Genomic DNA, 21,803 nt, shown 5'->3' with positions numbered 1-21,803 from the left:
GATCGCTGCTATCGACGTCAGGATTGCCTGCCTCCAGACGGGTTTCCCATAGGAAAGTGACACAGTAAGACCGCGTAGCCAAACGACGGGTAATGAGCTAAAAGTGAATGATCGACCGTTGGGCCGAAATGCCTAAAGTTCAATGCATCAGGAAGATCAGCAGAATGATTGAGGAGGTAGTTTGATGAGTGACTATTTTACAGAGCCCGGCGGATCACACGGTAGTGCAGACGCAATGTTTCGACAGGTAATGAGGGATATACTAGTTAGCCCAGAATCAGGAAGCGTTTCCACAGGTGCCGCAAAGGTCCAAAATAAGACAACTGAGAGCTTAGGCTACTCAATTGAGCTTACCGATCCACTGGATCGCATCGTTTTCAATGAAAAGATGAAACTCGATCTACCAGTTGCTGTTGCTCGGTTTGTGTGGATGATTTCCGGCAATAACAGGTTAGCTGACATCAAGTTTTATCAAGAGAAAGTGGCCGATTTCTCAGATGACGGAATTATCGTTCCTGGCTCATCATATGGTGCACGGATCAGGTACGCGTTTCCGGGAATTGACCAACTGCAAGGCGTGATTGATAGACTAAAGAAAGATCCGAACTCTCGGCGCGCGGCGATTTCCATTTATCAACCAACTGACACAACAAGGGACTCAAAAGACGTTCCGTGTGCTTTCGGGATGTTTTTTCATATCCGCAACGATCAACTTCACACCCAGATTGTGATGAGATCCAACAACGCTACAATACTTTTACCTTTCAATATTTTTGAATTCTCTTTGTTGGCCGAAGTTATCACTTCGGAATGCGGTGTCACGATGGGGCCGTTAAAACACTATGCGGCGTCAATGCATATCTACGACAACATGAAGCCGCTTTCAGTAGCCATCGCTAATGACGGCGGAACCAAGCATTCGACGCCGATGGACAAGATGCCGGTCAACCCAAAGCCACTAGAGGAGGTTAAAAGACTTGTCGAATTTGAAGCTGATCTACGCCACAAATCGGAAGCGATCTCGGATCACGCAGTTGCTGACTGGATAGACAGAATTAAAGATGATTTTTCTGTCTATTGGCGACAGTTTGCGTTCTCATTGTTGGTGACGGTTGCGCGCCGCAAATGTTCGGAGACCGGTTTGGATGAGTTGAAATCGGCGATGAACCCAGAGTTGGCTCATCTCGTCGCTTGGGAGGTTAAACCTGAGAAAACACTGGATGAAGCCGCTTTCAGCGCTACCGCCACACTTTTAGGATCAGACAATATTGTCCTCTTTCACGACACTAAGACAAGCAAGTCTCTCCAAAAAAATATCCTGGATCATGAAGGTGAAAGCGGCAAAAAAGTACCCACCGCAACAATCTTCAAATTGCAAGAAAGATACACGTCAAAGCTAGCCGCGAGAAGCGACGACGTTGAGATTTCAAGAGATGAATTCAGAAGCGCTTTGAAGGACATCGGTGATGGTGACGAATGACATTCAACTCCTCTAGCGAAGCTAGCCCTCAGTTGATCATTAAGGCCATTGATCAGGCGTTGAACGCAAAAACTGGCGGGGAAAATTCAAAAAGCTCGATGAGGCGGCTCTGCACGTCACTTTTGAAAGAATCCGGACAGACGAAGCCACCTTACAGAGTTAAGCCTCTGCTCGATATGTTGGATGTCGAGTTTGCGTATGAAAGCTTGCCCGTCGGCAAAGAAGAGGCTGCCATCCAGCTGAAAGGTGGGAAGGTCCAGCTTGCAATTCCAAAGGCTCGTTTTAAGGGGGAAAGCGGAAGGTCGAGGCGCTGGAGGTTCTCCATTGCACACGAGTTTGCACATATTATTTTAATCAGAGCGGTTGGCGCACGCGTGGTTGATCTAGCGAATAGCAGTTCAGAGGCTTACGATTTCGTTGAAGATCTGTGTGACTTCGGAGCATCTCAGCTTCTCATTCCAAGGAGTGAGTTAACCAAAGCAATCAGAAATCGACCCTTCTCCCAAAAAACGGTTAGAGAGCTTACCGATCTATTTGACGTATCGATGAGCTCGATGTTTTGGAGCATTGCTGACCTAGTTCCTGAGGGCGGCTTGATCCTGCTGAAGAAGTATAAGCGCAATGCTCGCGATAGTAATGAACTCCGTGTCTCATCGGTATTTTCAAGATACACTGGTGGACTTAATGACACCTGGCTCCCGGTCGGATGCACAATGAAACACATTCGAGTTGGAAATCGCCCGCTGGGCTTTGAACACATCGAAGAAGACGGAATCCTGCCCATAGAGCTGATCCTTGGTAAACGAGTTAGGCGCATGGACTCTAAGGTGGTAGAATGGTCGCACGGTACAAAACGCCCTTCATTTCTTAACGATTCTAGGGCATTTGGTGACTCGCAGGACGGCAGAGGCCTGTTAATCGCCTGCGCGCCGCCTGGCAAATTTGATGATCGTCTTTTTGGAGCAAATTCATGAAGTTCTATATCTCAGGGGCTCTGCAAGGGTCTGCGGACCTCAGTATTGCTCGAATCGTTTATGAAAACGCTGCTCTTTCAGTCTCTAAGTCTGGAGGCACGCCTTACGTGCCCCACACCAAGACAGACCCTGAACAAAATAGCGACATAAACAGTGGATCTGTCTTCAAGAGCGACCTCGATGAGATAAAGAAATCAGAAGCATTGGTAGTGTTCTTAAACGAGCCTTCATTGGGGGTCGGCGCGGAGATCGCGATTGCCATGAGCATGGGTAAAAAAATCCTACCACTTGTGATCGAGGGCAAGGCTTATTCTCGGTTCATCGAAGGTCTATTGGATACCAGCGGTCTGAAGGTTCAAACTTACTCCGATGAAGAGGAAATGGACTTTATCATCCAACAGTTTGTAGATGACTGCTTATGTTCCGATCAGTCCAACTACTTGGTCAGTTCTCTCTGAAACACTCCCAGTAACCGATGAAGGCTTGACGCCAAAGCCTAAGTATAATTCATCAATCTTCTCGTCGACGCTCCTTTGAAATGCTAAATCAGCTTCTCTTGTTCCGTCGTCTTCCACCGTAAACTCAATTGGAACTTTCACGACTTGGTCGTACGTTTGTAACCAAACGCCCACGGCTCTTGAGACTACTTTGTACTCTGTTGTTTCTTTGAATTCTGGAAATAGCACTTCGGTGTATGCTAGATGATCAACCATTGTCCGATCAGAAATCACAACTTCTGCTGAACTCTCAACCATATGGTCTTCAATAACTTGGTACAGAAAGATTGTGCACTGTCGAAGCAAGGTATTATGCCCTCTGCGAAAGAACTCGCGATCATCAGCAATGTCCCCGATAACACGGGGCACTTCCCTGCAGGTTTCGATCTTGTGGGTCGCGGCGAGAGTTTTTTTAACACTCTCAACCAGCGTCGTCTTGCCCGTTCCATGTGCACCTGACAAAGCTAATTTCATGGATGTCTCCAGACAAAAAGGTAAACCCAAAACTATAGACACCTATGACAAGACTTTTGTAAAGAAAAACAACGCCGTCTGGGGGCTTTCTTACACTTCTTCTGTCTACCAATATCCCTATATTCTACCACGGAAACTGTATGGATAATTTGGGAGAACCTCCTATTTACGGATTTTGCGCTGACATTCAGCTCGAATAAAAAGTTTTTCTATATCCCTTCTGAAATCGGGAGCGCCACCGTTTGCAGGATGTCGGATATGTGTAGCGTCAACGTTCAAATGGTTCAGATGATCCCTTGCGACGTTGCCAATCGCGACTACCCGACAGTTTGCGCGGAATAGACCTCTCAGATCCGCCAAAATACCCGCATGGTAATTTATTTCTTCCAAAGTAGGCTTCCGGTTGGTTAAGGGATAGTCTCCCCGATAAGGATGAAATGGGAACGTGTTCCAAAGCACAACTTCATCGGCTCGATGTCCCTCCATTATTGCACGCCAAACAATGCTAGCTGTAGGCTCCGTAAATCCGAGCTGCCTTTCTGCCTGATTTCGGCATGCGTTTGCATGGCTTGTGCGCGAAAATAGCCCTTCTTGGCCAAGAATATCTCGTTCAGTAACAAAACCTTGCGCATTAGATAAGAGGCGTTCACTCGTCATAGCAACTCCCGTAAACCTTGCGCCTTGAAACCCTGGTGCCTCGGCAATTAGAATAAACCGCGCTGACTCCAGGCGATGTTTCAGATATGCGGAGAGTTGTAGATTTCGTTGACAGCATGCCTCAGCTGTCTGATCAATGTTTTCGACAAAGCAATTGTAAGGATTAGCGATATTGCAGTTCACGCCGGTTTCCCGCAGGCGGGCAATAAATTGATCAACACTCATGGAAAAGTTCCTGACACGACTATCCCAATCGTGCCCCTGATCAGCCCTTCGATGCGCATCCGAAGCACATCCAGACGTCGCGCAAAGGCGATCGCCCGGATGTCCAAGGGATCAAGATAAAGCTCTTTGAGGACTTCACCGGGGTGCATTGGTTCTACTACCAAGTTCATTATCGTGCCCATTCAATGGTGATTGACGATCTCGACATCGGTGGTGCCGTTCGGTGTCCAGACCTAACCAGACAAGTCATTGCACATCTGTCTGCACGGAATGCTGTCTACCCTAAGCGCTTCGCAACATGTCTCGCACTATATTCCTCTCGATCAGACGTGAGAACTTTTTGTAGTCCCCATTCTCTTTCTGCCAACGACCGGCCACGATAGATACATGAACGCCAGCCTGCTCACTTACGCTTTCAATCTCTTCGGTCCGCGCAAATTTCTTTCGGCAGACACTTGCAAACTTAGTAGGGATCAAGCTCCTCTTCGCTAGAGAATCTGCTTCGGCCTCGATCTCATCGTCTGTTTCAACGTCGAGCTCGTCAAAAAAGACATGATCCGAAGTAGACAGTATTTGGAAGTGTTTTGCCAAATGAGACAGCTCATGGAGTAGAGTGAACCAGAAATTATCAATCCTGTCGTGACGCAAAGTAAGCCCAATCACCGGCGTCTTGCCCTTGAGCAACATCACAGCGCCATCAAGGAACGTGCCTGGTAACAAGGGAAAGATAACCACGATAATGCCCTGCTTGGAAAGTTCGTTGATTGCTCTTAGCGGGCCTTGGGGGTGCGTGCTTAGTTTCGCGATAGATCGCAAGAAATTCTTATCAATGAGCTCTTTAGAGAAATTACCAATGGGCGGATTCTGATCAGCTTTTGTCAACACAGCCGCTTGCCAGACCAACAGAGCATTCAGATCGGTCTTTCCACTTGCACGTTGTGTCCTGGTCCTTCTGTTCAGCGCTGGAACAAAATTTGGCCCAAAAGCGGAACGTAGAAAGCCTCCAATATCCTTCATATTCAGATCAAAGCCGAGCTCTTTTAGTTTAGTCAGAACCGGTTGGCTTACTTCTACCGCCATAGTCGATCCGATCTCTTCCTTCTTCATCAAAGACTCGTACGGAATCGCCAATCCAGCGTGCAGTGCGCGCACCATATCCATAGAGAGTTTGCGCTTGCCCGAAAGAACCTCGGACACACGGGCGCGAGAACCAATGTAAGGCTCCAGATCGCGCGCTGTCAGATTTCTCTGTTCCATCCGAAGTTTTATTGCTGCCAGCGCTGAAGGTGCCTCTGTCATGATGTGGTTACGCTCGTACTTTTCTATGACAGCAGCGAGCACTTCGATTTCGTCCGATACGTCCTTGTCGTCTGACAACAAGATAAGCTCTTCCATACGTTCCTTTGCTGTTTGATGGTCTAGTTTGTTCTTTATAGGTTTAATCATCACGCGGCCTCCCATTCCGTATGATCTCCAGAATCAGGGCGTCGATCGCGGTGTTCGATACACTTTTTCAGCAGCAGAACGCCACTTTCGAAATGTATCATACCTTCAACTAGGACTGTGTTGTTGGCCAATCGAAACCTCGCTTTCGGCAATTCACATAATTCTGCTTGTGGGTAGTCTTTCATAAGTGCTTCTGCGTCCGGCCAGGTGCGATGTTTGAGCTCAAACACCAAGGCTTTCAGCGCTTCGCGGGTGTGCGGATCGCTGCAGCCCGCAAGAAAACACTCGATTTCATCCAGTCCTAAAACCTGCATTTGAGCCCCTCCAGGACCAGAAATCAAAAAAGCTCCCAAAATGGGAACATTCGTTCTTGACTCTGAGGCTCCGCCGAGTCAGTTATGAATGTGTACCCAATATGGGAACAAATACGCAAAGTCAATGAATACAACCCATTCGGGCACGATTCGGCGACATGAATGAGCCAGATAAACCCGAAGGGAAAATAGGCATGGCCAGCAACAACGCAGCTTACAAAGTCGATGGTAGCGCCTTCGAATCTATCGACGTGGTCCTCTCCGGCCGCCAAATCCGTCAATCAGCAGGGCTTGCACCCGCAAGCAATTATGTCTTGATCAAAATCGGGCAGGGTACCAGCCAGTCAATCGGGTTGGACGAGGCGGTTGATCTCAACCAGGATGAACCACCATGTTTCCTTTCATTTGAGTCTGACCGGGTATTCTCGCTCACTATCAACGAACGTGGGTTCGAATGGGGTGCCAGCGAAATCTCGGCTTCTGATATCCGTGCGTATGGCGGCATCCCCGACGATCATCAGCTGATTTTGGACAGCGAAGGTGATCGCCCAATCGAGGATGACGATGTCGTGCGTCTCAAAGCAAAAGGCGCTGAGCGGATCATCTCCAAACCGATGGAAAAAATCTGCATCGTCACCAACACAGTGGAAGAGTACGTCGAGCCTGGGCGGTTTTCGTTCGAGGAACTCGCCAAACTGGCATTCCCGAATACTGAAGTGACGCCAAACACAGAATACACCGTCAGCTATCGCAAGGGTCCAGGCAACAAGCCCGAAGGCTCTCTGATTGCAGGTGAATCCGTCAAACTCAAAAAGGGGATGATTTTCGATGTATCAGAAACCGACAAATCTTAGGGCCGATGTCGCCCGTCTGATCGATGATGGCTACGAGGTCAGCATTGAGCATAACCATTTGATCATGTGTAACGTGCCATATGTTACGAGTGCGCGAGAAATCAAACGCGGTACACTTATCTCGCCTCTCACAGGTTCATTCAGTGAGGTGGCGCGCCCCTCCGATCATGTGATCATGTTTTCTGGAGACTACCCTTGCGACGCGCACGGTAAGCAGCTTGAGAGTATTCGAAACGCCACCCGCAATGAGAATGTGGCTGGGCAGTGGGCAATCAATCATCGGTTTTCGAGCAAACCGAAGCGCGGATATTATCTCGACTACTACGAAAAGATGCATACTTACGCTTCCATCTTGGCAAACCAAGCTGCGGCGCTTGATCCTGAGTGCACGGCACGCACTTTTCGTGTCATAGGCAGCACAGATGACTCACCGTTTCAGTACTTTGACAATGCTTCGGGACGAGTGGGCATTAGCGAAGTAACTCAGAAGCTCACCAAGCGTTCGATTGCCATCGTCGGACTGGGCGGCACCGGATCATACGTCCTAGATTATGCTGCAAAGACTCCCGTCGACGAGATCCACCTTTTTGACGGGGATATTTTTGAGCAACACACTGCCTTCCGCTGTCCAGGTGCTGCAACTATCGAAGAGATTATGGGGAGACCGCCGAAGGTAGGTTTTCTGGCTGATAAATATGGCAAGATGCACCGGGGAATTGTTCCTCACGATGAGTACATCACGGAGGAAAACGTCGCACAGCTGGAAGGCTTCGACATGGTGTTTTTGTGCATTGACGCTAATGAGGCGAAAGTGCCAATCGTTCAGGCTCTTGAAAGCTTCGACTCCAAATTCATTGATGTTGGCATTGGGGTCAATCTCGTGAGAAACGGACTAACGGCCACTTTGAGAACGACGACCAGCACGCCGGAGAACCGCCAACACGTTCACGATCGTAAGCGTATTCCAATGAAGGCTGCGCCTGGCAATAACGAATATGCGCGAAATATTCAGATCGCCGAACTGAATGCCATTAATGCCGGTTTCGCGATTGTTCAATGGAAGCAGGAGTGTGGCTTTTACAGGGATACTGAACACGAACTTTTCAGCTTGTTCCGTGTCGCCGATAATCACATCCTGAATGAGGATGCAGCATGAACGCTGTTTCCCATTTAGAACCTCAGTTTGTCACGAACGCGCCAAGGGAACTGGATTCGGGTGTCCTCTATGTATCCATAGAGTATTGCACCATGCTTCATCTGTGCGCATGTGGCTGCGGGCGCAAAGTTGTGACACCACTTTCCCCAAATGACTGGAATCTGACTTACAATGGAAAATCCATAACCGTGAGGCCGTCGATTGGAAGTTGGTCCCTGCCTTGCCAGTCGCACTACGTTATCAAGAACAACAAAATCGTTTGGGCAGGTCAATGGAGTGATGAACAAATCAAAAAGGGCCGTCAGCGGGACTTAGTACGTAAGAGAGGCCGCACGATCAAAGCCGTCGATAGCTTTCCAGATCAGCCAGACAAACTTGAGCGTAACCCAGTCCAACCCAACTGGTTAGGACAGTCATTGCGTTGGATTAGAGGCAGATTCAGATAAGCTCGGACGTTCTATCGCGGCGTTGCACTAACAGCTGCTACGCAAGGTAGCTAGGCGCCTGATATGTGCACCAGCCCAATTGCCTAATTTTGATGCTAGTGCCTTGCCGTTGCAGAAATCATAAATTTCGCAACAATCACTGAAGCAGCCATTCGTTCCCCACGCGGCTTACGACCGCTCTGAGCTTACACCGACTACACTTAGGCGACGCATCGAATGTCGGCTCTGGTGATGTGGCTACGCATTAAGTTGATCGCGCTGCGATAACTGACCAAGCGTCGTCTCCGGCCCGACAGCCACCACCCGGCTCGGATTGATCCAATCGTGGCTTGTATAATAGTGCGGGATGATGTGATCGAGCCGCACTGTTTGGGCAATACCAGGCATCTGGTACAATTCACGCAGCCAACCCGTCAGGTTGGGATAGTCGATCACCCTGCGGCGATTGCATTTGAAATGCCCGTGATAGACGTGATCGAAGCGCACCAGCGATGTGAACAAACGCCAATCCGCCTCGGTCAGGGCATCACCGATCAGGTATCGTCGGCGTGCAAGCAATTCTTCTAATTCGTCCAGCAAGTCGAAAACCCCTGCAACGGCCTCGTTGTAGGCGGATTGGGCCGTTGCAAATCCAGCGGCATAGACTCCGTTGTTGATCGCACTGAAGACCCGATCATTCATCGCGTCAATCTGATCGCGCAAGCCATTGGGGTAATAATCAGTCTTGTTTCCAGTAATCCCATCGAATGCGCTGTTGAACATGCGGATAATCTCGGCACTTTCATTGGAAACGATTTTGCCGGTCTGCTTGTCCCAAAGGACAGGAACCGTCACACGTCCGGACACCTTCGGCTCCGACGCAATGTAGATGTCGCGCAGGTACTTGTGGCCCATCAGCCTGTTGCCGGTAGTATCATCTGCGTCTTGTTCAAACGTCCAGCTTTCATCGCCCAGAAACGGGGAGACAACGGAGACATCAATGTGCTCTTCCAAGCCTTTCAGGGTGCGGAAAATCAGTGTGCGGTGCGCCCAAGGACAGGCGTAGGAGACGTATAAGTGGTAGCGTCCACTCTCGGCCTCGAACCCGCCCTCTCCTGTCGAACCTGCCAGGCCATCCGCCGTAATCCAGTTGCGGAATTTCGATATGGTCCGCTGAAACGCGCCATCAACCACTTCTGTATCGTACCCCTCAGGATACCACTTGCCTTCAATGAGAACGCCCATGGGTGTCTCCTTAATCTGTCTGGTAGGATGCCGGGCGAAACCCCGCATCGGTGTTGAGATGGGTGTCCGCGCCATCCACGCGGTCAGTATTCTGGCAGCTCACGATGCGGAAACCGCCCTCGGCCTGACGGTGCGCGACGATTGTAATGACGGCGATGCGCTGACCTGCCGTGACGCCGTGTTCATCGTTCTGCCCGTCAAGGGTCGAGACGGTGTGAATGACCTCCACATCCTTGCCCAAGGGCCGCGACTTCAGGGCGATGATCTCAACGCGCGCGTCCCGGAAAATTTTGCGAAACCCGTAGTCGTGCGCCTTGCGGATTTGACGGCGCGTGGTCCACCAAAAGCCGACAACATTCACAAAATCGGCATCCTCCACGAATAAATCGGCGAGCCAATCGAGGTCCTGCGCGTTCCACGCGTCGAAAAAGGCGCGGGTCACCTCATCGCCTGTCTCGTAGGTGCGGTTCATCCTGCAATCTCCTTTACCGCCATGAAGGCAACCTCTTCGGGGGTGCTGTCGCGGCCCAGAATTGCGTTCCGGTGCGGAAACCGCCCGAACCGCGCGACGATGTCGAGGTGATGCCGCGCGTGTGCTACGCCATGATCTGGGCCATGCATCTGATACAGCTCAAGGCAGCGGCGTTGATCTTCGAGGTTTTCGCTGTGCATGAAGGGCAGATATAGAAACGTCCGCCAGTCGTCCGGGCGATAGGTCTTCAGCCATAGGTCATCCCCCATGCGCAGGGCGTGTTTTGCCAAGGCAAGACCAGCGGGATCATTGTCATAGGTTGCCGCTTCGCCGCGATGGATGTTGCGGCTGAACTGGTCGAGGACAATCACGAGGGCTAACCGGCCATCCACCGTCTCCCTCCAGTCGTCCAGTTGGCCTACGGCCGCTGCTTCGAGTGTCGCACCGAACCGCTCTTTCACTGCGGCATCAAACGCATCACCACCACCAAACCAGTTGCGGGCCATGCCTTTGGCGAACCAGAATTGCAGCACATCTTGAGCGGTCGCGGTCATTTTGAAAATCCTAGTGACACAGGGCGGACGGCCCTAGAGCCGCCGCGCCCGTCAATGATTTTAGTCTTGGCCCCACCCTGCATTGCGCAGATAGGTTTCAAAGTCAGTAACCTCACCAAGCCATCGCCGCAGGTTATAAGGGCTGCCGTCCATGCCGATGTCATCAAAGGATTTGAACATAAGCATCAGCTCCTCGCCCATCGCCTTCTCGGCTTCGTCGTAACTGACCTGGTTGTAGGCCACGTCGCGCCCCATCACCTGTCCAAGCGTCGCGGCAACCTCTTTCATGGTGGAAATGTCACCCGTAATCGGAGACGCCTTGTTCGCCCACATGCCGGGCTGTTCGAACGCCAGCGTCACCATGCGGCCGATATCATCGCATGCGATCTGGGCGTAGGGCATGTCGGGCCGCATCGGATAGTGGATCGCACCACTCTCGGCGATGCTTTCGCGCTCCCATTCCCAGTTATCCATGAAGGCGGCCGGACGGAATACGGTCCAGGGCTTGCCAGAATTGCGGATCGCCATTTCGACATTCCACTTGCTATCGAGATGCGGCACGCCGGTGTTCCGGTCCATCGTAGACGCGCCTGTGTAGACGATGTGCTCGATGTCGGAAGCGGCAGCGGCTTCCGTCAGTGTTTTGCCCTGACGTTCCTCGGCTTCGACGCCCGCTTCCAGAAAATCCTGAACGGAGTAAAGGCCCGCTGCACCTTTGAGGGCCGCATCAAGCGAAGTTCGGTCTTCGAGGTCGGCTTTCACGACCTCGGCACCTGCCTCTGCCAGCGCCTGCGCGGCAGGCTTGTCCGGGCTGCGGGTCAGCGCGCGGACCGGGTGACCATGCGCCAGCAGATGCTTGGCAACGGCACCTCCCTGTTTGCCTGTCGCACCGGAGACAACGATAGGACGGTCATAGATTTTGGGGGACTCTGACATGGAATACTCCTCAGTTTGATTGCGTTGACCGAGAAGTGGGGTGTTGCGCTTATGCGGAACAGATCACCAAATGCGCAGCTGATGCGCATTTAAGTGACATAGGTTTCAGGTTTTTTGTCGGATGCCACTCAAGAGAGCCTGCACTTTGGAGCTGCGGTGAAGGTCCACATGAGTGACGGCCCAGACATCCTCATGCCAGTCCGATACCGGGTCGCAGATTACTTGGCAGCCCGTTGCCTTTGCCACATGTTTAGGCAGGAAACCGATGCCTAGACCTGCCTTCACAGCCTCGAATGAACTCGCGACGTTGTTGCTTCGGAAGGTCATCGCGTCGAGCGGCAAAGCTTCCTTTAACCATTCGAAGTACGGTGTACGGGGCGTCTCATCGTCAGGGCCGACAAAACGATGCGCGGCGTAGTCGTCGGCGGATTCAGGGAGACCGAAGACCTCAGCATAAGCCGGGGCGGCGTAGAGGCCGATTTCAATTGTTCCTGCCTTGATCACCACATTATCGGGATGGTCTGGTTTACGGCCAATCCGAAATGCCAAGGCGGCCTCGCCATATTCCAGTTTCAACACGCGGTCGCTGCTCACCAGGTCAACAGTCAAGGCTGGATGCTCCGCCTGGACCCGCGCAAGCATCGGCAGCACGAAGGGCACCAGCACATCAAGGGACGTTACGGTGACTGTCCCGCTCACATCATCGGCAGTCCCGCGCGCGATCCGGTGCAACTCACCGAACTGGATATCGGTCGCATCGGCAATCCGCAGAAGCTCTTGCCCGAGCTCGGTCGGCGTGAAGCCGCGCGCGTGGCGCTGAAAAAGACGCGCACCCAGCAACGCTTCAAGCGCATCGACGTGCCGCGTCACTGTCGCGCGATGGACCCCAAGAGCGGTTGAGGCCGCGCTGATGGTTCCAAGACGGGCGACATAGGCGGCAGTGCGGATTTCGTTCCAGTTGTCCATTCAGGCATGTCGCATTTGTGCGCATCCCCTGCGCGTTTCGGTATCTATTCAACTTTAGTGCAGCAATAGATCTAGGACCAGAGATTTACAGAATTTTTGGAGTCCGCCATGCACGTCCTCGCTTTTGGTGCCAGCAACAGCACAACTTCGATCAACGCCCGACTGGCCCGCCACGCAGCTCAGGTCTTCACATCCGAAATTTCCAAGGGTTCGCGGGTACGGTTCCTAGACCTCAATCAGTTCGAGATGCCGATCTATTCGCCTGGGCGCGAAGAGCAGATCGGTATTCCAGCCCTGGCTTACGCGTTGAAGCAGGCAATTACCGCTGCCGATGTGCTAATCGTATCATTCGCTGAACACAATGGCAGCTACACGACCGCATTCAAGAATATCCTCGATTGGGTTTCTCGGATCGACGTGAATGTCTGGCAGAACAAGCCTGCGCTGTTTATGTCCGCCTCCGGCGGCGAATGGGGAGGTGGTACGGTTTTGGCGACAGCGGTCGAGGCGGCACCATATCTTGGCGGGGACGTCCGCGCGCACTTCGCGGTTGGTCCCTGGCAGGAGAAATTCGATGAGGTGACCGAAAGCCTGTCCGACCCTGAGCTTGCGCGTCGGTTGCGCGAGGGGCTGGCTCTTCTCACCTCTGAAACCATTCCAGCCTAGGACGCGACCATGCCCCTTGCGATCTACATCCTTGCGCTCGCCGCTTTTGTTGTTGGAACTCAAAGCTATGTGTTTTCGGGACTTCTCACAGATCTCGCCGCCGATCTTGGCGTTTCTGTTTCAACGGCAGGGCAGCTTATTGCTGCCTTTGCAATCACCAGTGCCATCGCCTCACCTTTAGTCGTTACCGCCCTGTCACGGTTTGAGCGGAAAAAGGTGCTGATCGCATCGCTCGCCGGGGTCTCGATCATCAACCTCGTCACAGCATTTCTACCCGTCTTCGAAGGCTTCCTAGCCGCACGGGTGGTCGTCGCCATCGTCTCGGCAGGCGTAATGCCCATGGCGGGCGCGATCGGGGCAAGCCTCGTTCCAGCAGAACGCCAGGGGCAAGCGCTTGGCATCATCCTATCCGGTCTTACCATCGCATTTATCATCGGTGTCCCGCTTGGCACTGTCGTCGGCAGCGCGTTTGGGTGGCGTTCAACATTCGTATTCGCGGCCATCGTAGCATTGGCTGTGATACCAGCTATCATGTTTCTCGTACCGATCAGCATGGTCGACGACACGCCTCCAAAATCTGACTGGTCGGTCCTGAAGAAACCGGTCGTCCTGCTCGGGTTGTTCCTAATCGGCACGTCCTTCATCGCAGCCTATCCAATCATCGCCTATCTTGGCCCCATCATTACCGCATCCACCGGCCTAGAAGGTGCGGGTATTGGAGCGATGCAATCTGCCATCGGCTTTGGCTCCATAGGCGGTCTCATTGTCGGCAGTATCCTCGCAGATCGCCGGGCGTTCATTCCCAACATGCGAGTGATGTATCTTCTTTTTGCATTGGTCCTCGGAACCTGGAGCTTTGTTTTCCTCACGGACAATGCAGGCACATGGTTCAACATCGCCATGGTGGCAGTTGTGATCTTCCTGACCTCCGCCACACTGATTGCGCCGTCACCAGCGATTGAGAAGGCGCTTGTGCAGGCTGACCCGAAGCAGAGCGCGCTGACGCTCGCCCTCAACACGTCCGTTATCTATCTCGGACAAGGTATCGGAGCGGGCATTGGTGGTCTTGTGGTCGGTTCAATCGGCTTTGCGGCCCTTGGGTACCTTGGGGCCGGGATTGCATTTGTGGCATTCATTGCAGCGCTGATGGCGAAAGCACGGTAACCGGACCTTGATCTCGGTATTCTTCAGGTCTGCAAAGTCTAAGGTTTGTGGCTGCTGTCAGCGTGAGCTGCAGCGGCGACAAACCTGACAAGGAGGAAAGCGCGGGCGGCTTTCGCATCTATGGAGATTGCGTGTTACCGGCGCGTTGATCGAGGACCGGATCAGCAGCCGTGTCGGTCGTGTCTGGCGCGGACGCGTTGGCTGTTATGGTCCAATGGCGCCGTTTGGGCTCTCTTTCGGCCTTCAAAGGCCCATCTCGCCACCGACATCGTGGGGCCGACCGCATTGATCGGTCCGGCGCCTGGACACTGTGGAGCCGGGTGGGATCGGTGGGTCATGCAGCTTCCTCCCGTGGCGGTGCGCGGGATTTCGGGGTTTGGCCGCGCGTGAAGGTGTCGATGACGATCATTGTGCCGCCGCATTTCGGGCAAGGCTGTAATGTGTTCGGGTCGTCAAAGTCGTCGGTTGCACCCTCATCCGACGTCTGCCCTGGCTCTGGCTCGGCATTGAGCAAGCGCCTGATCGTCTCGATCCTGTCGCGACGGATGCCATTGGCCAGGAACCCCGCGTGGCGGATGCGGTGGAAGCCGGGCGGCAGGACATGGATCAGGAAGCGGCGGATGAACTCATCCGTGGGCAGGCGCATAACCTTCATCCGGTCACCACGCTTGATCCGATAGTCTTTCCAGCGGAAGGCCACGGTGTCGCCATCGGCGCTGACCAGGCGGTGGTTCGAGATGGCGACGCGGTGGGTATAGCGGCTGAGATAGGCCAGCACGGCTTCGGGCCCGCCGAAGGGTGGCTTGGCATAGACGACCCAGTCGGTTTTGCGCAGCGGCGCGAGGTGGGCCGCGAAGTTATCAGGGTCTGCCAGTCCCACCAGATCGCCGAAGAAGCGCAGCTTGCCGACCCGGTGCAACCTCATCAGTCCTTCGAAGAACAGGCGGCGGAACAGTCGAGACAGGACTTTGACTGGCAGAAAGAACCCCGGGCGGCAACGTATCCAGCGGGTGCCATCCGCTGACAGCCCGCCACCCGGCACGACAACGTGCACATGCGGATGGTGTGTCATCGCCGAACCCCAGGTGTGCAACACCGACGTCATGCCGATCCGGGCCCCGAGATGCTTTGGGTCGGCCGCGATGGACAGGAGCGTCTCAGTCGACGCCTTGAACAAGAGGCCGTAGACAGCCGCCTTGTTCTGATAGGCAATGTCGGCAATCTGGGCTGGCAAGGTGAAGACCACATGGAAGTATTCCGCCGGCAACAGGTCCTCCATGCGAGCCTGCATCCAGCCCTTGGCGGTTGACCCCTGGCACTTCGGGCAGTGCCGATTGCGGCACGAGTTATAGGCGATGTGCTCATAACCACACTTGGTGCAGGCTGCCACATGCCCGCCGAGCGCAGCGGTTCGGCAGGTCTTGATCGCGGACATTACCTTCAATTGGGGAAGGTTCAGATGCCCGTCATGTTGCCGTCGATATGCAGCACCATGGGCGCGGAAGATATCCGCGACCTCCAGCTTTGGGCGGGGCATGGGACTGGGATCAGCCGGGTGCCGCCTCTCGTCTCACCAGCAGATCGAGCGGACTGGTCACGTCCCGGATCGTCTTGGTCGCCACCTTGGTGTAAACCGTCGTGGTCTCCAGCTTGGCATGACCCAGCAAGACCTGGATCACCCTTATGTCAGTCCCGCCCTCAAGCAAATGGGTGGCAAAGCTGTGCCGCAGGGTGTGAGGCGACACCTTCTTCTTGATCTCGGCGAAGTCGCAGGCCACCCCAAACGCGCGGTTGAACTGCCGGGTCGAGATCGGGTCGACCCGATTGCGGCCGGGAAAGAGCCAGCCCGCGGGTCGCGCCTCGCGGTAGTAGTCGCGCAGAAGCTCCAGCAGGATCGGCGACAGCATCACATGCCGATCCTTGCGACCCTTACCCTGCTCGACACGGATCAGCATCCGATCGCTGTCGATATCGCCGACCTTGAGATGGGTGACCTCGCTTGCCCTGAGCCCGCCGCCATAGGCAACGCTGAACGCAGCTCGATACCGCAGACCCGGCCCAGGTGCTGCTTCGAGAATGCGCGCGACCTCCTCGGCGCTCAGCACAATAGGTATCTTCTTCGCTGCCCGCTGATAACGCATGTGCCCCTTCATATCCGGGCGCGGGCAACTCGTCGAAAAGAAGAAGCTCAGCACCGTCAGCCGGTTGTTGAAGGTCGGTGCGCCGACGCCCTTCTCCTTCATGTCGAGTTGAAAGGCGCGCAGTTCCTCCGGCGTCGCGGCATCGGGCGAGTGCCCCAGAAACCGCGTGAAGTCGCGCATCGCCCGCAAATACATCGTCTGCGTCTTGGGCTGCAGTCCCTTGATCCGCATGTCTTCTAGGAAACGCTGACGCAGCGCAGGTACATCTTGGTCCGTCATCGGAACCTCCTGTCATCAGATTGAGAAGGTCCCAATCGTCAAACAGGTGCGTCAGTTCGCAAAATCCACGCCGCTTACATCAGCGCACAACATCCGCCGTAAGCGCCAATACCGCGAGAGCGGTTTCGTCCTTGTCCCGCAGAGCGTTAGTTGGCCAGTATCTGCATTGCGTCACCGCAGCGAACGACCGCTAAGTCGACTCAATATCAGTTATAAAATCGCCCATCGAGACATCTAGCTGCTCACAGATAGCCGCCAAAACCGTCAGAGTTGGTTGCCGATTTTTTGTCTCAAGTAGAGAAATATAGCTCGTCGAAAGATCGGTTTTAAACGCGAGTTCCTCTTGCGAAAGCCCCGCAGCTTTGCGGCGGCGGCGCAGCGCTGTGGCAAAAGATGAAATAAGTCGTTCGTTTCTGCGCTCCATCAGCCAGTTTATCGGCGAGCTTGATCAAGCAATCTAATGACTATAGTCATTGTTTTGACTATAGTCATGATTTTTTTAATCTCGGAGGCAGGCAAATGAACAAGCAACAAGTGGACCCGGCCATCTTGGCGGGCGCTCAGCCAATCAGCGCCGTGGTTGACCGTGGTGTGTTCGCGATGGCGCAGCCGTTTGCCGCCTCCGAAGCTGACCCCAACGCCAACAGCATCTGGCTCAGCGAAAGTGACGTCACGCCGGCTCAAGCCTGCCAGCGAATTCAGAGTTTGTCCGACATGCAATTCTATTTCCGTGTTGCACGGATGCAGGTAGAGGCAGGTGGAGAGCGAAACCTCCGCAACGCCGAGCGCATCACGCGTCTTTGCCTAATCCATCCAGAACTCGGTGAGGCTGCGATCAGCGCCTCTACCTCTTCAAAACCGAACCAGATGGAACCAGAGTGATGGACCCGCTAGGTATCAAACATCTCGCCTTGCCTCTGTTGTTCGTTCCGTTTCGGGCAGTTGCAGAAGATGTTCTAGAAACAACGGTTGATCCAAGTGAACGGCCATACCCGTATGCCATCTTCAATGTACAACCCGGCGACTCTCCAGACGACAGCCAAACTATATTTGAAGAGCGCATGGCAATCGAACTTGTGCCTCAAGAAGTCCAAATCCGCGTTCAGTCCCCAAACGGTCAAGACTTTCAAACTACCTTCATCGACCACCTGCTGACCGCCGGTGTCGATACCAACACGCGGCTGAGAGGTGATGCCTATGGCAGCATCTTCCTCCAGCTTGCAACAGAAGCAATGGACAGGCGTATCATCGCCATCACCCGCAGTATACGGACCGAGAGCGATAACCTTCCCGAACCGGCGGCTCTACGCGCTCAAATAGCAGAACAATATGGTCAACCGTCCCGCGTCGAGGTGAACGGACCGACGATGCGGCTGACATATGCTTGGGGAACTGACGGCTTCATCTCCGATTTAGACAACGTAGCGGAACAAACGATCGAGCATGATCCTGGTGACGGCAACATAAAAGCATTTCGTTATCGGCCCTGTGCGACAACAGGCGGTGAAGTTGGATATCGCTTTAACGAACTACGCCGCCAGCCAAAGATGCCGGGCTGCACGGCTTTGTTTATTGTAACATATCAGGGTGGGTCGCCCATGTCGGAGGTGCATTTTGCCCTCTATGATTATGATCTCGACCGGCGGCACACTGCCGCCGTTGACGCCCAGATCAAAGCGGCACTCTCTGACAACGTCGAACCTTCAGATATGGACCTGTGACTCAGAGCCACCTATGAACTGCGTCTGATATTTTGGAGTTCACCATGGCTAACTGGTACACTGCTGACACCCATTTCGGCCATCAAAAGGTTATTTCCCTTTGCGGGCGTCCCTTTCGGGATGTCGGGCATATGGATGCAGTGTTGATCGAGAACCTGTGGTCAAAAGTCCGGCCCGAGGACGACCTATGGATCGTTGGTGATTTTGCATATGGTCCCAAGGCGAAAGAGAGTAGCTATTTGGAAGGCTTGTTTGGACAGTTGCCCGGTGCCCGTAAACACCTGATTGTCGGCAACCACGATGATGAATTGACCCAAGCACTGCCGTGGGACAGCGTTGCGGAGATGGCTCAAGTCAAAGACGGCAAAGATGGATTGATGCATACGCTTTGCCACTATCCCATGATCACTTGGAACGGTGCTCGAAAGGGTGGCCTGCAGATGTTTGGGCATGTCCATGATAGGTGGAAAGGCTCGCGAAACGCGGTCAATGTTGGCGTGGATCAATGGGAGTTCATGCCAATATCTTTTGAACAAATTGCGAGGCAAGCTGCGTTGCTTCCGCAAAACAAGCATTGGCCGGATGTAGAGCGTGGTTCGCTACAATGAAATCTGTGGGTTTTTTGATACAGACAAGATGGCAAAAATCATTTGCTTCCAAGTGGATAGCAGATCGGTTGTGTCACTTTCATTTCAAAAGTGACAAAGACGTATTAATTTCAATATCTTAGGGGATTTTTAAGGGTTGCTCATTTCACCTTATTCTGATTCGATGTTTACAGTTGACCCAATATCTCGCTGGGGGGCGAAGAAATGGATTTCGACATCGAGCGCCACAAAGCAACGAGATTGCGACTGAAAGAAGCAGGTTCGTCTCTAAAGGACGTTGCTGATGAGCTAGGTGGACCGCCGGTTTCGTCACAAAAGTCAGTCAAGGATGGAACGTATCAAAACGTGTCGAGGCAGAGATTGCTCTTCGCCTGAACACCGATCCGTCCAAGATTTGGCCTGCACGGTACAAAACACAGGAGGACGCATGATGTCATAAAACAGCATCTCTGAAAAAGAGAAGGCTCGGTAGCGCCAACTACCAAGCCCTCGAAAAAGCAGACCTAGATCCGCCACCTGTGATCAAGGTCTCCTTTTTCGAACATGAAGTCAAGTAATCGCCTGCGGTCGACGCAGTGGGCGATCAATCAACCATGTTTGAAGGAGCCAGGAAATGGCCGTCAGAGCCCAACGCGTGATATCTACGCGCGCCTTAAACCAAATCAATTGTCGATCCCGCGTGAGGGGTCGACGTTCACGTGTAAGGCTGCGCCGCTATGTTAGTCGGCTCATAGGGATGAGTTGATGTCACAATTGCCCATCACTGTCCCGCTTCGTTCGGGCGAAACCCTGATCTCGTACGTATCTCATCTGGCGGTCGCTAACGGCATCGTTTCTGTTTCCGATTTTTGCAAAGACGTCGGGCTTTCTTGGTGTTCTTTACGTCGAGGCCGAAAGGAACAGCTGCAAAAACTATCCGAGCTATCGGGTGTACGGACTGAGGACCTCACAAACGCGGGGAACATTTTGATCGGCGCGCTTGACTACATGCTTTCAGGCCAGCAGGTAACGAGGAAATTGCTGGTACAATATGAGACAAGAGTTTGTGCTCGTTGTGTAGTGGAGGATGCGGCAAAGGGAGCGCCGATTGGACGAGTTGAATGGCAGGTCAAAACCTACCGAACTTGCCACAAACACGGGGTCCACATCTACACATTGCCCGCGACAGATGATCGGCGTTCCTGTTTCGACTTTCAGAAACGAGTAACGGATCATTGGTCAGCAATTGCTGCGCGAGCAACCATGGTTCGCAACGGCAAAGCAAACTACGCGTTTGAGAAGTATCTTTCAGAACGTTTTAACGCAAGGTCTAGCAGTCTATGGGTCGACGGCTTGGCCGTGAGCACCATTGTTGAAGTTTCGGAAAGGCTAGGAATCGTAATGGTTTTTGGTCAATACGCTTTCTCAACAAAGATGTCTGACGCTGATAGACTACAGGCTTTCCGTGCGGGTTTTGCGGCCGTTTATGATGGGCCTGCTAGGATTTTAGCGGCGTTCGACGAAATTCATCGTACGTCATCTAGCCGGCTACCAGGCTTCCATTCAGACTTTGGCGCTTTCTCTCGTTGGTTCGCTTTGGTTGACTGGACCAAGGAACGATACCAACCCATAGTCGAGCTTCTGTGTAAATTTGCTTTCGAAAACTATCCTTTCGAAGTTGGTGAACAGTTCCTCGGCCGCGCCTGTGAAGAACAGAAATTCATGAGGGCTGCATCGGCAGCAAAAAAGTACAAGATTGATCATTTGCGCACTAGATTATTGGCTCGTGACCTCGGGTTTGGCACCGACACTGCTTATGCGCAGATACTCATAGATGTGAAGAAATACGGCAAGAAGTTCGAAGAGTTCTCTCAGTGCATAAACCAAAAAACGATGGCAGACGAACTGGGCATAAACGAGACCTACATCAACAAATTCTTGGCTGGAGGGTTCATTCGGCCACGCTTCGCAATCGAAGGTTTAGCGCCGATATTTCACCCTGACGATATCGGTTCTTTTCTTTCCAAAATCCGCAAACAAGCCGCCTATGTCACAAGGCCACCAAAGGGGTCTTTGGCGCTATCCGAGGTGAGCATTCGTGTAAAACAAAATTTGGTTGATATCTTGGAGCTGTGTCTGGCTGGCAAAGCCAAGTCGCTTTGCTTTGCCAACAGAACGCCCTCTCTCTCAGACTTTTTCGTCAATCGTGATGAAATTCTCGATCTGCTGCAATCAGAACCGCCAAACGGGATCTATAAGCATAAAGTTCGACCGTTTCTGCGTATCAACACGAGCACCCTCAAGTTTGTCGTAGATGAAGGCCTTTTAAATTCGGAACGCGTTAAGCATCACCGGTCCCGCAAGCCGACCGCACTCATTCGCTTCGAAGATGTCAGTGATTTTTTGGCGCAGTACACGACTCTAGGAATGATGTCTTTTCAAGCTGGGTGACCTGCTCCCCTTAGAGTCCGCTAATTTAGGTTAGCTCTGTTCAGGTTTTGGTCTTCCTTTGACCGGTTAGCATATTCGGCTGGCGTCATACCAGCGAGGCTTGTGTGCGGACGGTGGTT

24 protein-coding genes are annotated in these 21,803 nt (G+C 53.0%); 12 read left to right on the top strand and 12 right to left on the bottom strand.

What is annotated here, in order from left to right:
- Nucleotides 1-184 precede the first annotated feature (184 nt).
- From IU397_RS20135 to IU397_RS20125, 3 genes are read left to right on the top strand one after another with little or no spacing between them, the layout of a single operon-like run.
- Nucleotides 185-1,480: a thymidylate synthase gene (locus IU397_RS20135; RefSeq protein ID WP_204417166.1), complete on the top strand. Its 1,296-nt coding sequence runs from the start codon at nt 185-187 to the stop codon at nt 1,478-1,480.
- Complete coding sequence (locus IU397_RS20130; protein ID WP_204417164.1) at nt 1,477-2,454, top strand: ImmA/IrrE family metallo-endopeptidase; 978 nt, start codon at nt 1,477-1,479, stop codon at nt 2,452-2,454. Before IU397_RS20135 ends, IU397_RS20130 begins: the two co-directional genes overlap by 4 nt.
- Nucleotides 2,451-2,912 carry a hypothetical protein gene (locus IU397_RS20125; RefSeq protein WP_204417162.1) on the top strand — a complete coding sequence of 154 codons (462 nt, stop codon included), beginning with the start codon at nt 2,451-2,453 and terminating at the stop codon, nt 2,910-2,912. The genes IU397_RS20130 and IU397_RS20125 overlap by 4 nt, the downstream gene beginning before the upstream one ends.
- Here IU397_RS20125 and IU397_RS20120 read toward each other — a convergent pair.
- The 4 genes from IU397_RS20120 to IU397_RS20105 all read right to left on the bottom strand — a co-directional run bounded on the left by IU397_RS20120 (nt 2,871) and on the right by IU397_RS20105 (nt 6,067).
- Complete coding sequence (locus IU397_RS20120; RefSeq protein ID WP_204417160.1) at nt 2,871-3,425, bottom strand: ATP-binding protein; 555 nt, start codon at nt 3,423-3,425, stop codon at nt 2,871-2,873. The two genes, IU397_RS20125 and IU397_RS20120, sit on opposite strands and share 42 nt — an antisense overlap.
- A 162-nt stretch (nt 3,426-3,587) precedes the next feature.
- Entirely contained in the window at nt 3,588-4,307 is a 720-nt protein-coding gene (locus IU397_RS20115; RefSeq protein WP_204417158.1) for a uracil-DNA glycosylase, read from the bottom strand.
- Between the two features lie 282 nt (nt 4,308-4,589).
- Nucleotides 4,590-5,753: an ImmA/IrrE family metallo-endopeptidase gene (locus tag IU397_RS20110; RefSeq protein ID WP_204417156.1), complete on the bottom strand. Its 1,164-nt coding sequence runs from the start codon at nt 5,751-5,753 to the stop codon at nt 4,590-4,592.
- Nucleotides 5,753-6,067: a hypothetical protein gene (locus IU397_RS20105; RefSeq protein ID WP_204417154.1), complete on the bottom strand. Its 315-nt coding sequence runs from the start codon at nt 6,065-6,067 to the stop codon at nt 5,753-5,755. The genes IU397_RS20110 and IU397_RS20105 overlap by 1 nt, the downstream gene beginning before the upstream one ends.
- 194 nt (nt 6,068-6,261) lie before the next feature.
- Here IU397_RS20105 and IU397_RS20100 point away from each other — a divergent pair, with 194 nt between their 5' ends.
- Genes IU397_RS20100 through IU397_RS24020 form a run of 3 tightly spaced genes read left to right on the top strand, consistent with a single transcriptional unit; the run spans nt 6,262 to nt 8,523 of the window.
- Nucleotides 6,262-6,921: a multiubiquitin domain-containing protein gene (locus tag IU397_RS20100; protein ID WP_204417153.1), complete on the top strand. Its 660-nt coding sequence runs from the start codon at nt 6,262-6,264 to the stop codon at nt 6,919-6,921.
- Nucleotides 6,896-8,077 (top strand): ThiF family adenylyltransferase, encoded by a 1,182-nt coding sequence (locus IU397_RS20095; protein ID WP_204417151.1) that lies wholly within the window; start codon nt 6,896-6,898, stop codon nt 8,075-8,077. The genes IU397_RS20100 and IU397_RS20095 overlap by 26 nt, the downstream gene beginning before the upstream one ends.
- On the top strand, nt 8,074-8,523 hold the full coding sequence (locus IU397_RS24020; RefSeq protein ID WP_370541740.1) for a DUF6527 family protein: 450 nt from the start codon (nt 8,074-8,076) through the stop codon (nt 8,521-8,523). The genes IU397_RS20095 and IU397_RS24020 overlap by 4 nt, the downstream gene beginning before the upstream one ends.
- A gap of 237 nt (nt 8,524-8,760) precedes the next feature.
- Here the strand turns inward: IU397_RS24020 and IU397_RS20090 are convergent, their stop codons facing one another.
- The 5 genes from IU397_RS20090 to IU397_RS20070 form a co-directional block, all read right to left on the bottom strand.
- Nucleotides 8,761-9,747, bottom strand: a complete 987-nt coding sequence (locus IU397_RS20090) for a glutathione S-transferase family protein (protein WP_204417149.1) — start codon at nt 9,745-9,747, stop codon at nt 8,761-8,763.
- Between the two features lie 10 nt (nt 9,748-9,757).
- Nucleotides 9,758-10,219 carry an SgcJ/EcaC family oxidoreductase gene (locus IU397_RS20085; RefSeq protein ID WP_204417147.1) on the bottom strand — a complete coding sequence of 154 codons (462 nt, stop codon included), beginning with the start codon at nt 10,217-10,219 and terminating at the stop codon, nt 9,758-9,760.
- Nucleotides 10,216-10,773: a DUF924 family protein gene (locus tag IU397_RS20080; protein ID WP_204417145.1), complete on the bottom strand. Its 558-nt coding sequence runs from the start codon at nt 10,771-10,773 to the stop codon at nt 10,216-10,218. Before IU397_RS20080 ends, IU397_RS20085 begins: the two co-directional genes overlap by 4 nt.
- 60 nt (nt 10,774-10,833) lie before the next feature.
- A complete protein-coding gene (locus IU397_RS20075; RefSeq protein ID WP_204417143.1) occupies nt 10,834-11,709 on the bottom strand; it encodes an NmrA/HSCARG family protein in 876 nt (291 codons plus the stop codon).
- A 105-nt stretch (nt 11,710-11,814) separates the two neighbouring features.
- Nucleotides 11,815-12,675, bottom strand: coding sequence for a LysR family transcriptional regulator (locus IU397_RS20070; protein ID WP_204417142.1), 861 nt, complete (start codon nt 12,673-12,675; stop codon nt 11,815-11,817).
- Nucleotides 12,676-12,783: 108 nt separating this feature from the next.
- Here IU397_RS20070 and IU397_RS20065 point away from each other — a divergent pair, with 108 nt between their 5' ends.
- Nucleotides 12,784-13,341 (top strand): NADPH-dependent FMN reductase, encoded by a 558-nt coding sequence (locus IU397_RS20065; protein ID WP_204417141.1) that lies wholly within the window; start codon nt 12,784-12,786, stop codon nt 13,339-13,341.
- A gap of 9 nt (nt 13,342-13,350) precedes the next feature.
- Nucleotides 13,351-14,505, top strand: a complete 1,155-nt coding sequence (locus tag IU397_RS20060; RefSeq protein ID WP_204417140.1) for an MFS transporter — start codon at nt 13,351-13,353, stop codon at nt 14,503-14,505.
- A gap of 334 nt (nt 14,506-14,839) precedes the next feature.
- Here IU397_RS20060 and IU397_RS20055 read toward each other — a convergent pair whose 3' ends face one another.
- The 3 genes from IU397_RS20055 to IU397_RS20045 form a co-directional block, all read right to left on the bottom strand.
- The gene (locus tag IU397_RS20055; RefSeq protein ID WP_204417139.1) at nt 14,840-16,042 is read right to left on the bottom strand and encodes an IS91 family transposase; all 1,203 of its coding nucleotides are present in this window, start codon (nt 16,040-16,042) and stop codon (nt 14,840-14,842) included.
- Between the two features lie 10 nt (nt 16,043-16,052).
- Nucleotides 16,053-16,925, bottom strand: a complete 873-nt coding sequence (locus IU397_RS20050; RefSeq protein WP_204417138.1) for a site-specific integrase — start codon at nt 16,923-16,925, stop codon at nt 16,053-16,055.
- A 190-nt stretch (nt 16,926-17,115) separates the two neighbouring features.
- Nucleotides 17,116-17,349 (bottom strand): helix-turn-helix domain-containing protein, encoded by a 234-nt coding sequence (locus IU397_RS20045; protein WP_204417137.1) that lies wholly within the window; start codon nt 17,347-17,349, stop codon nt 17,116-17,118.
- Between the two features lie 95 nt (nt 17,350-17,444).
- Here IU397_RS20045 and IU397_RS20040 point away from each other — a divergent pair, with 95 nt between their 5' ends.
- From IU397_RS20040 to IU397_RS20025, 4 genes are all read left to right on the top strand, one after another.
- On the top strand, nt 17,445-17,807 hold the full coding sequence (locus tag IU397_RS20040) for a hypothetical protein (RefSeq protein ID WP_204417136.1): 363 nt from the start codon (nt 17,445-17,447) through the stop codon (nt 17,805-17,807).
- A complete protein-coding gene (locus IU397_RS20035) occupies nt 17,807-18,646 on the top strand; it encodes a hypothetical protein (protein WP_204417134.1) in 840 nt (279 codons plus the stop codon). Before IU397_RS20040 ends, IU397_RS20035 begins: the two co-directional genes overlap by 1 nt.
- Before the next feature lie 44 nt (nt 18,647-18,690).
- On the top strand, nt 18,691-19,254 hold the full coding sequence (locus IU397_RS20030; protein ID WP_204417132.1) for a metallophosphoesterase: 564 nt from the start codon (nt 18,691-18,693) through the stop codon (nt 19,252-19,254).
- 744 nt (nt 19,255-19,998) lie between these two features.
- On the top strand, nt 19,999-21,684 hold the full coding sequence (locus IU397_RS20025) for a TniQ family protein (RefSeq protein WP_204417130.1): 1,686 nt from the start codon (nt 19,999-20,001) through the stop codon (nt 21,682-21,684).
- Nucleotides 21,685-21,803: the final 119 nt, after the last annotated feature.

Origin of the sequence: Actibacterium sp. 188UL27-1, from assembly GCF_016901225.1 — a bacterium.
Taxonomy (GTDB): domain Bacteria; phylum Pseudomonadota; class Alphaproteobacteria; order Rhodobacterales; family Rhodobacteraceae; genus 188UL27-1.
Note: the sequence above shows the minus strand (reverse complement) of the source record. Positions and strands in the feature narration are given on the sequence as shown.

Excerpts from the sequence above, each read along its gene's own strand:
- IU397_RS20030 (WP_204417132.1), top strand. The coding sequence starts at position 18,691 with ATGGCTAACTGGTACACTGCTGACACCCATTTCGGCCATCAAAAGGTT.
- IU397_RS20040 (WP_204417136.1), top strand. The coding sequence starts at position 17,445 with ATGAACAAGCAACAAGTGGACCCGGCCATCTTGGCGGGCGCTCAGCCA.
- IU397_RS24020 (WP_370541740.1), top strand. The coding sequence starts at position 8,074 with ATGAACGCTGTTTCCCATTTAGAACCTCAGTTTGTCACGAACGCGCCA.
- IU397_RS20105 (WP_204417154.1), bottom strand. The coding sequence starts at position 6,067 with ATGCAGGTTTTAGGACTGGATGAAATCGAGTGTTTTCTTGCGGGCTGC.
- IU397_RS20050 (WP_204417138.1), bottom strand. The coding sequence starts at position 16,925 with ATGACGGACCAAGATGTACCTGCGCTGCGTCAGCGTTTCCTAGAAGAC.
- IU397_RS20025 (WP_204417130.1), top strand. The coding sequence starts at position 19,999 with ATGTCACAATTGCCCATCACTGTCCCGCTTCGTTCGGGCGAAACCCTG.
- IU397_RS20100 (WP_204417153.1), top strand. The coding sequence starts at position 6,262 with ATGGCCAGCAACAACGCAGCTTACAAAGTCGATGGTAGCGCCTTCGAA.
- IU397_RS20085 (WP_204417147.1), bottom strand. The coding sequence starts at position 10,219 with ATGAACCGCACCTACGAGACAGGCGATGAGGTGACCCGCGCCTTTTTC.
- IU397_RS20060 (WP_204417140.1), top strand. The coding sequence starts at position 13,351 with ATGCCCCTTGCGATCTACATCCTTGCGCTCGCCGCTTTTGTTGTTGGA.
- IU397_RS20075 (WP_204417143.1), bottom strand. The coding sequence starts at position 11,709 with ATGTCAGAGTCCCCCAAAATCTATGACCGTCCTATCGTTGTCTCCGGT.
- IU397_RS20135 (WP_204417166.1), top strand. The coding sequence starts at position 185 with ATGAGTGACTATTTTACAGAGCCCGGCGGATCACACGGTAGTGCAGAC.
- IU397_RS20120 (WP_204417160.1), bottom strand. The coding sequence starts at position 3,425 with ATGAAATTAGCTTTGTCAGGTGCACATGGAACGGGCAAGACGACGCTG.
- IU397_RS20095 (WP_204417151.1), top strand. The coding sequence starts at position 6,896 with ATGTATCAGAAACCGACAAATCTTAGGGCCGATGTCGCCCGTCTGATC.
- IU397_RS20055 (WP_204417139.1), bottom strand. The coding sequence starts at position 16,042 with ATGCCCCGCCCAAAGCTGGAGGTCGCGGATATCTTCCGCGCCCATGGT.
- IU397_RS20115 (WP_204417158.1), bottom strand. The coding sequence starts at position 4,307 with ATGAGTGTTGATCAATTTATTGCCCGCCTGCGGGAAACCGGCGTGAAC.
- IU397_RS20045 (WP_204417137.1), bottom strand. The coding sequence starts at position 17,349 with ATGGAGCGCAGAAACGAACGACTTATTTCATCTTTTGCCACAGCGCTG.
- IU397_RS20065 (WP_204417141.1), top strand. The coding sequence starts at position 12,784 with ATGCACGTCCTCGCTTTTGGTGCCAGCAACAGCACAACTTCGATCAAC.
- IU397_RS20035 (WP_204417134.1), top strand. The coding sequence starts at position 17,807 with ATGGACCCGCTAGGTATCAAACATCTCGCCTTGCCTCTGTTGTTCGTT.
- IU397_RS20070 (WP_204417142.1), bottom strand. The coding sequence starts at position 12,675 with ATGGACAACTGGAACGAAATCCGCACTGCCGCCTATGTCGCCCGTCTT.
- IU397_RS20130 (WP_204417164.1), top strand. The coding sequence starts at position 1,477 with ATGACATTCAACTCCTCTAGCGAAGCTAGCCCTCAGTTGATCATTAAG.
- IU397_RS20080 (WP_204417145.1), bottom strand. The coding sequence starts at position 10,773 with ATGACCGCGACCGCTCAAGATGTGCTGCAATTCTGGTTCGCCAAAGGC.
- IU397_RS20110 (WP_204417156.1), bottom strand. The coding sequence starts at position 5,753 with ATGATTAAACCTATAAAGAACAAACTAGACCATCAAACAGCAAAGGAA.
- IU397_RS20125 (WP_204417162.1), top strand. The coding sequence starts at position 2,451 with ATGAAGTTCTATATCTCAGGGGCTCTGCAAGGGTCTGCGGACCTCAGT.
- IU397_RS20090 (WP_204417149.1), bottom strand. The coding sequence starts at position 9,747 with ATGGGCGTTCTCATTGAAGGCAAGTGGTATCCTGAGGGGTACGATACA.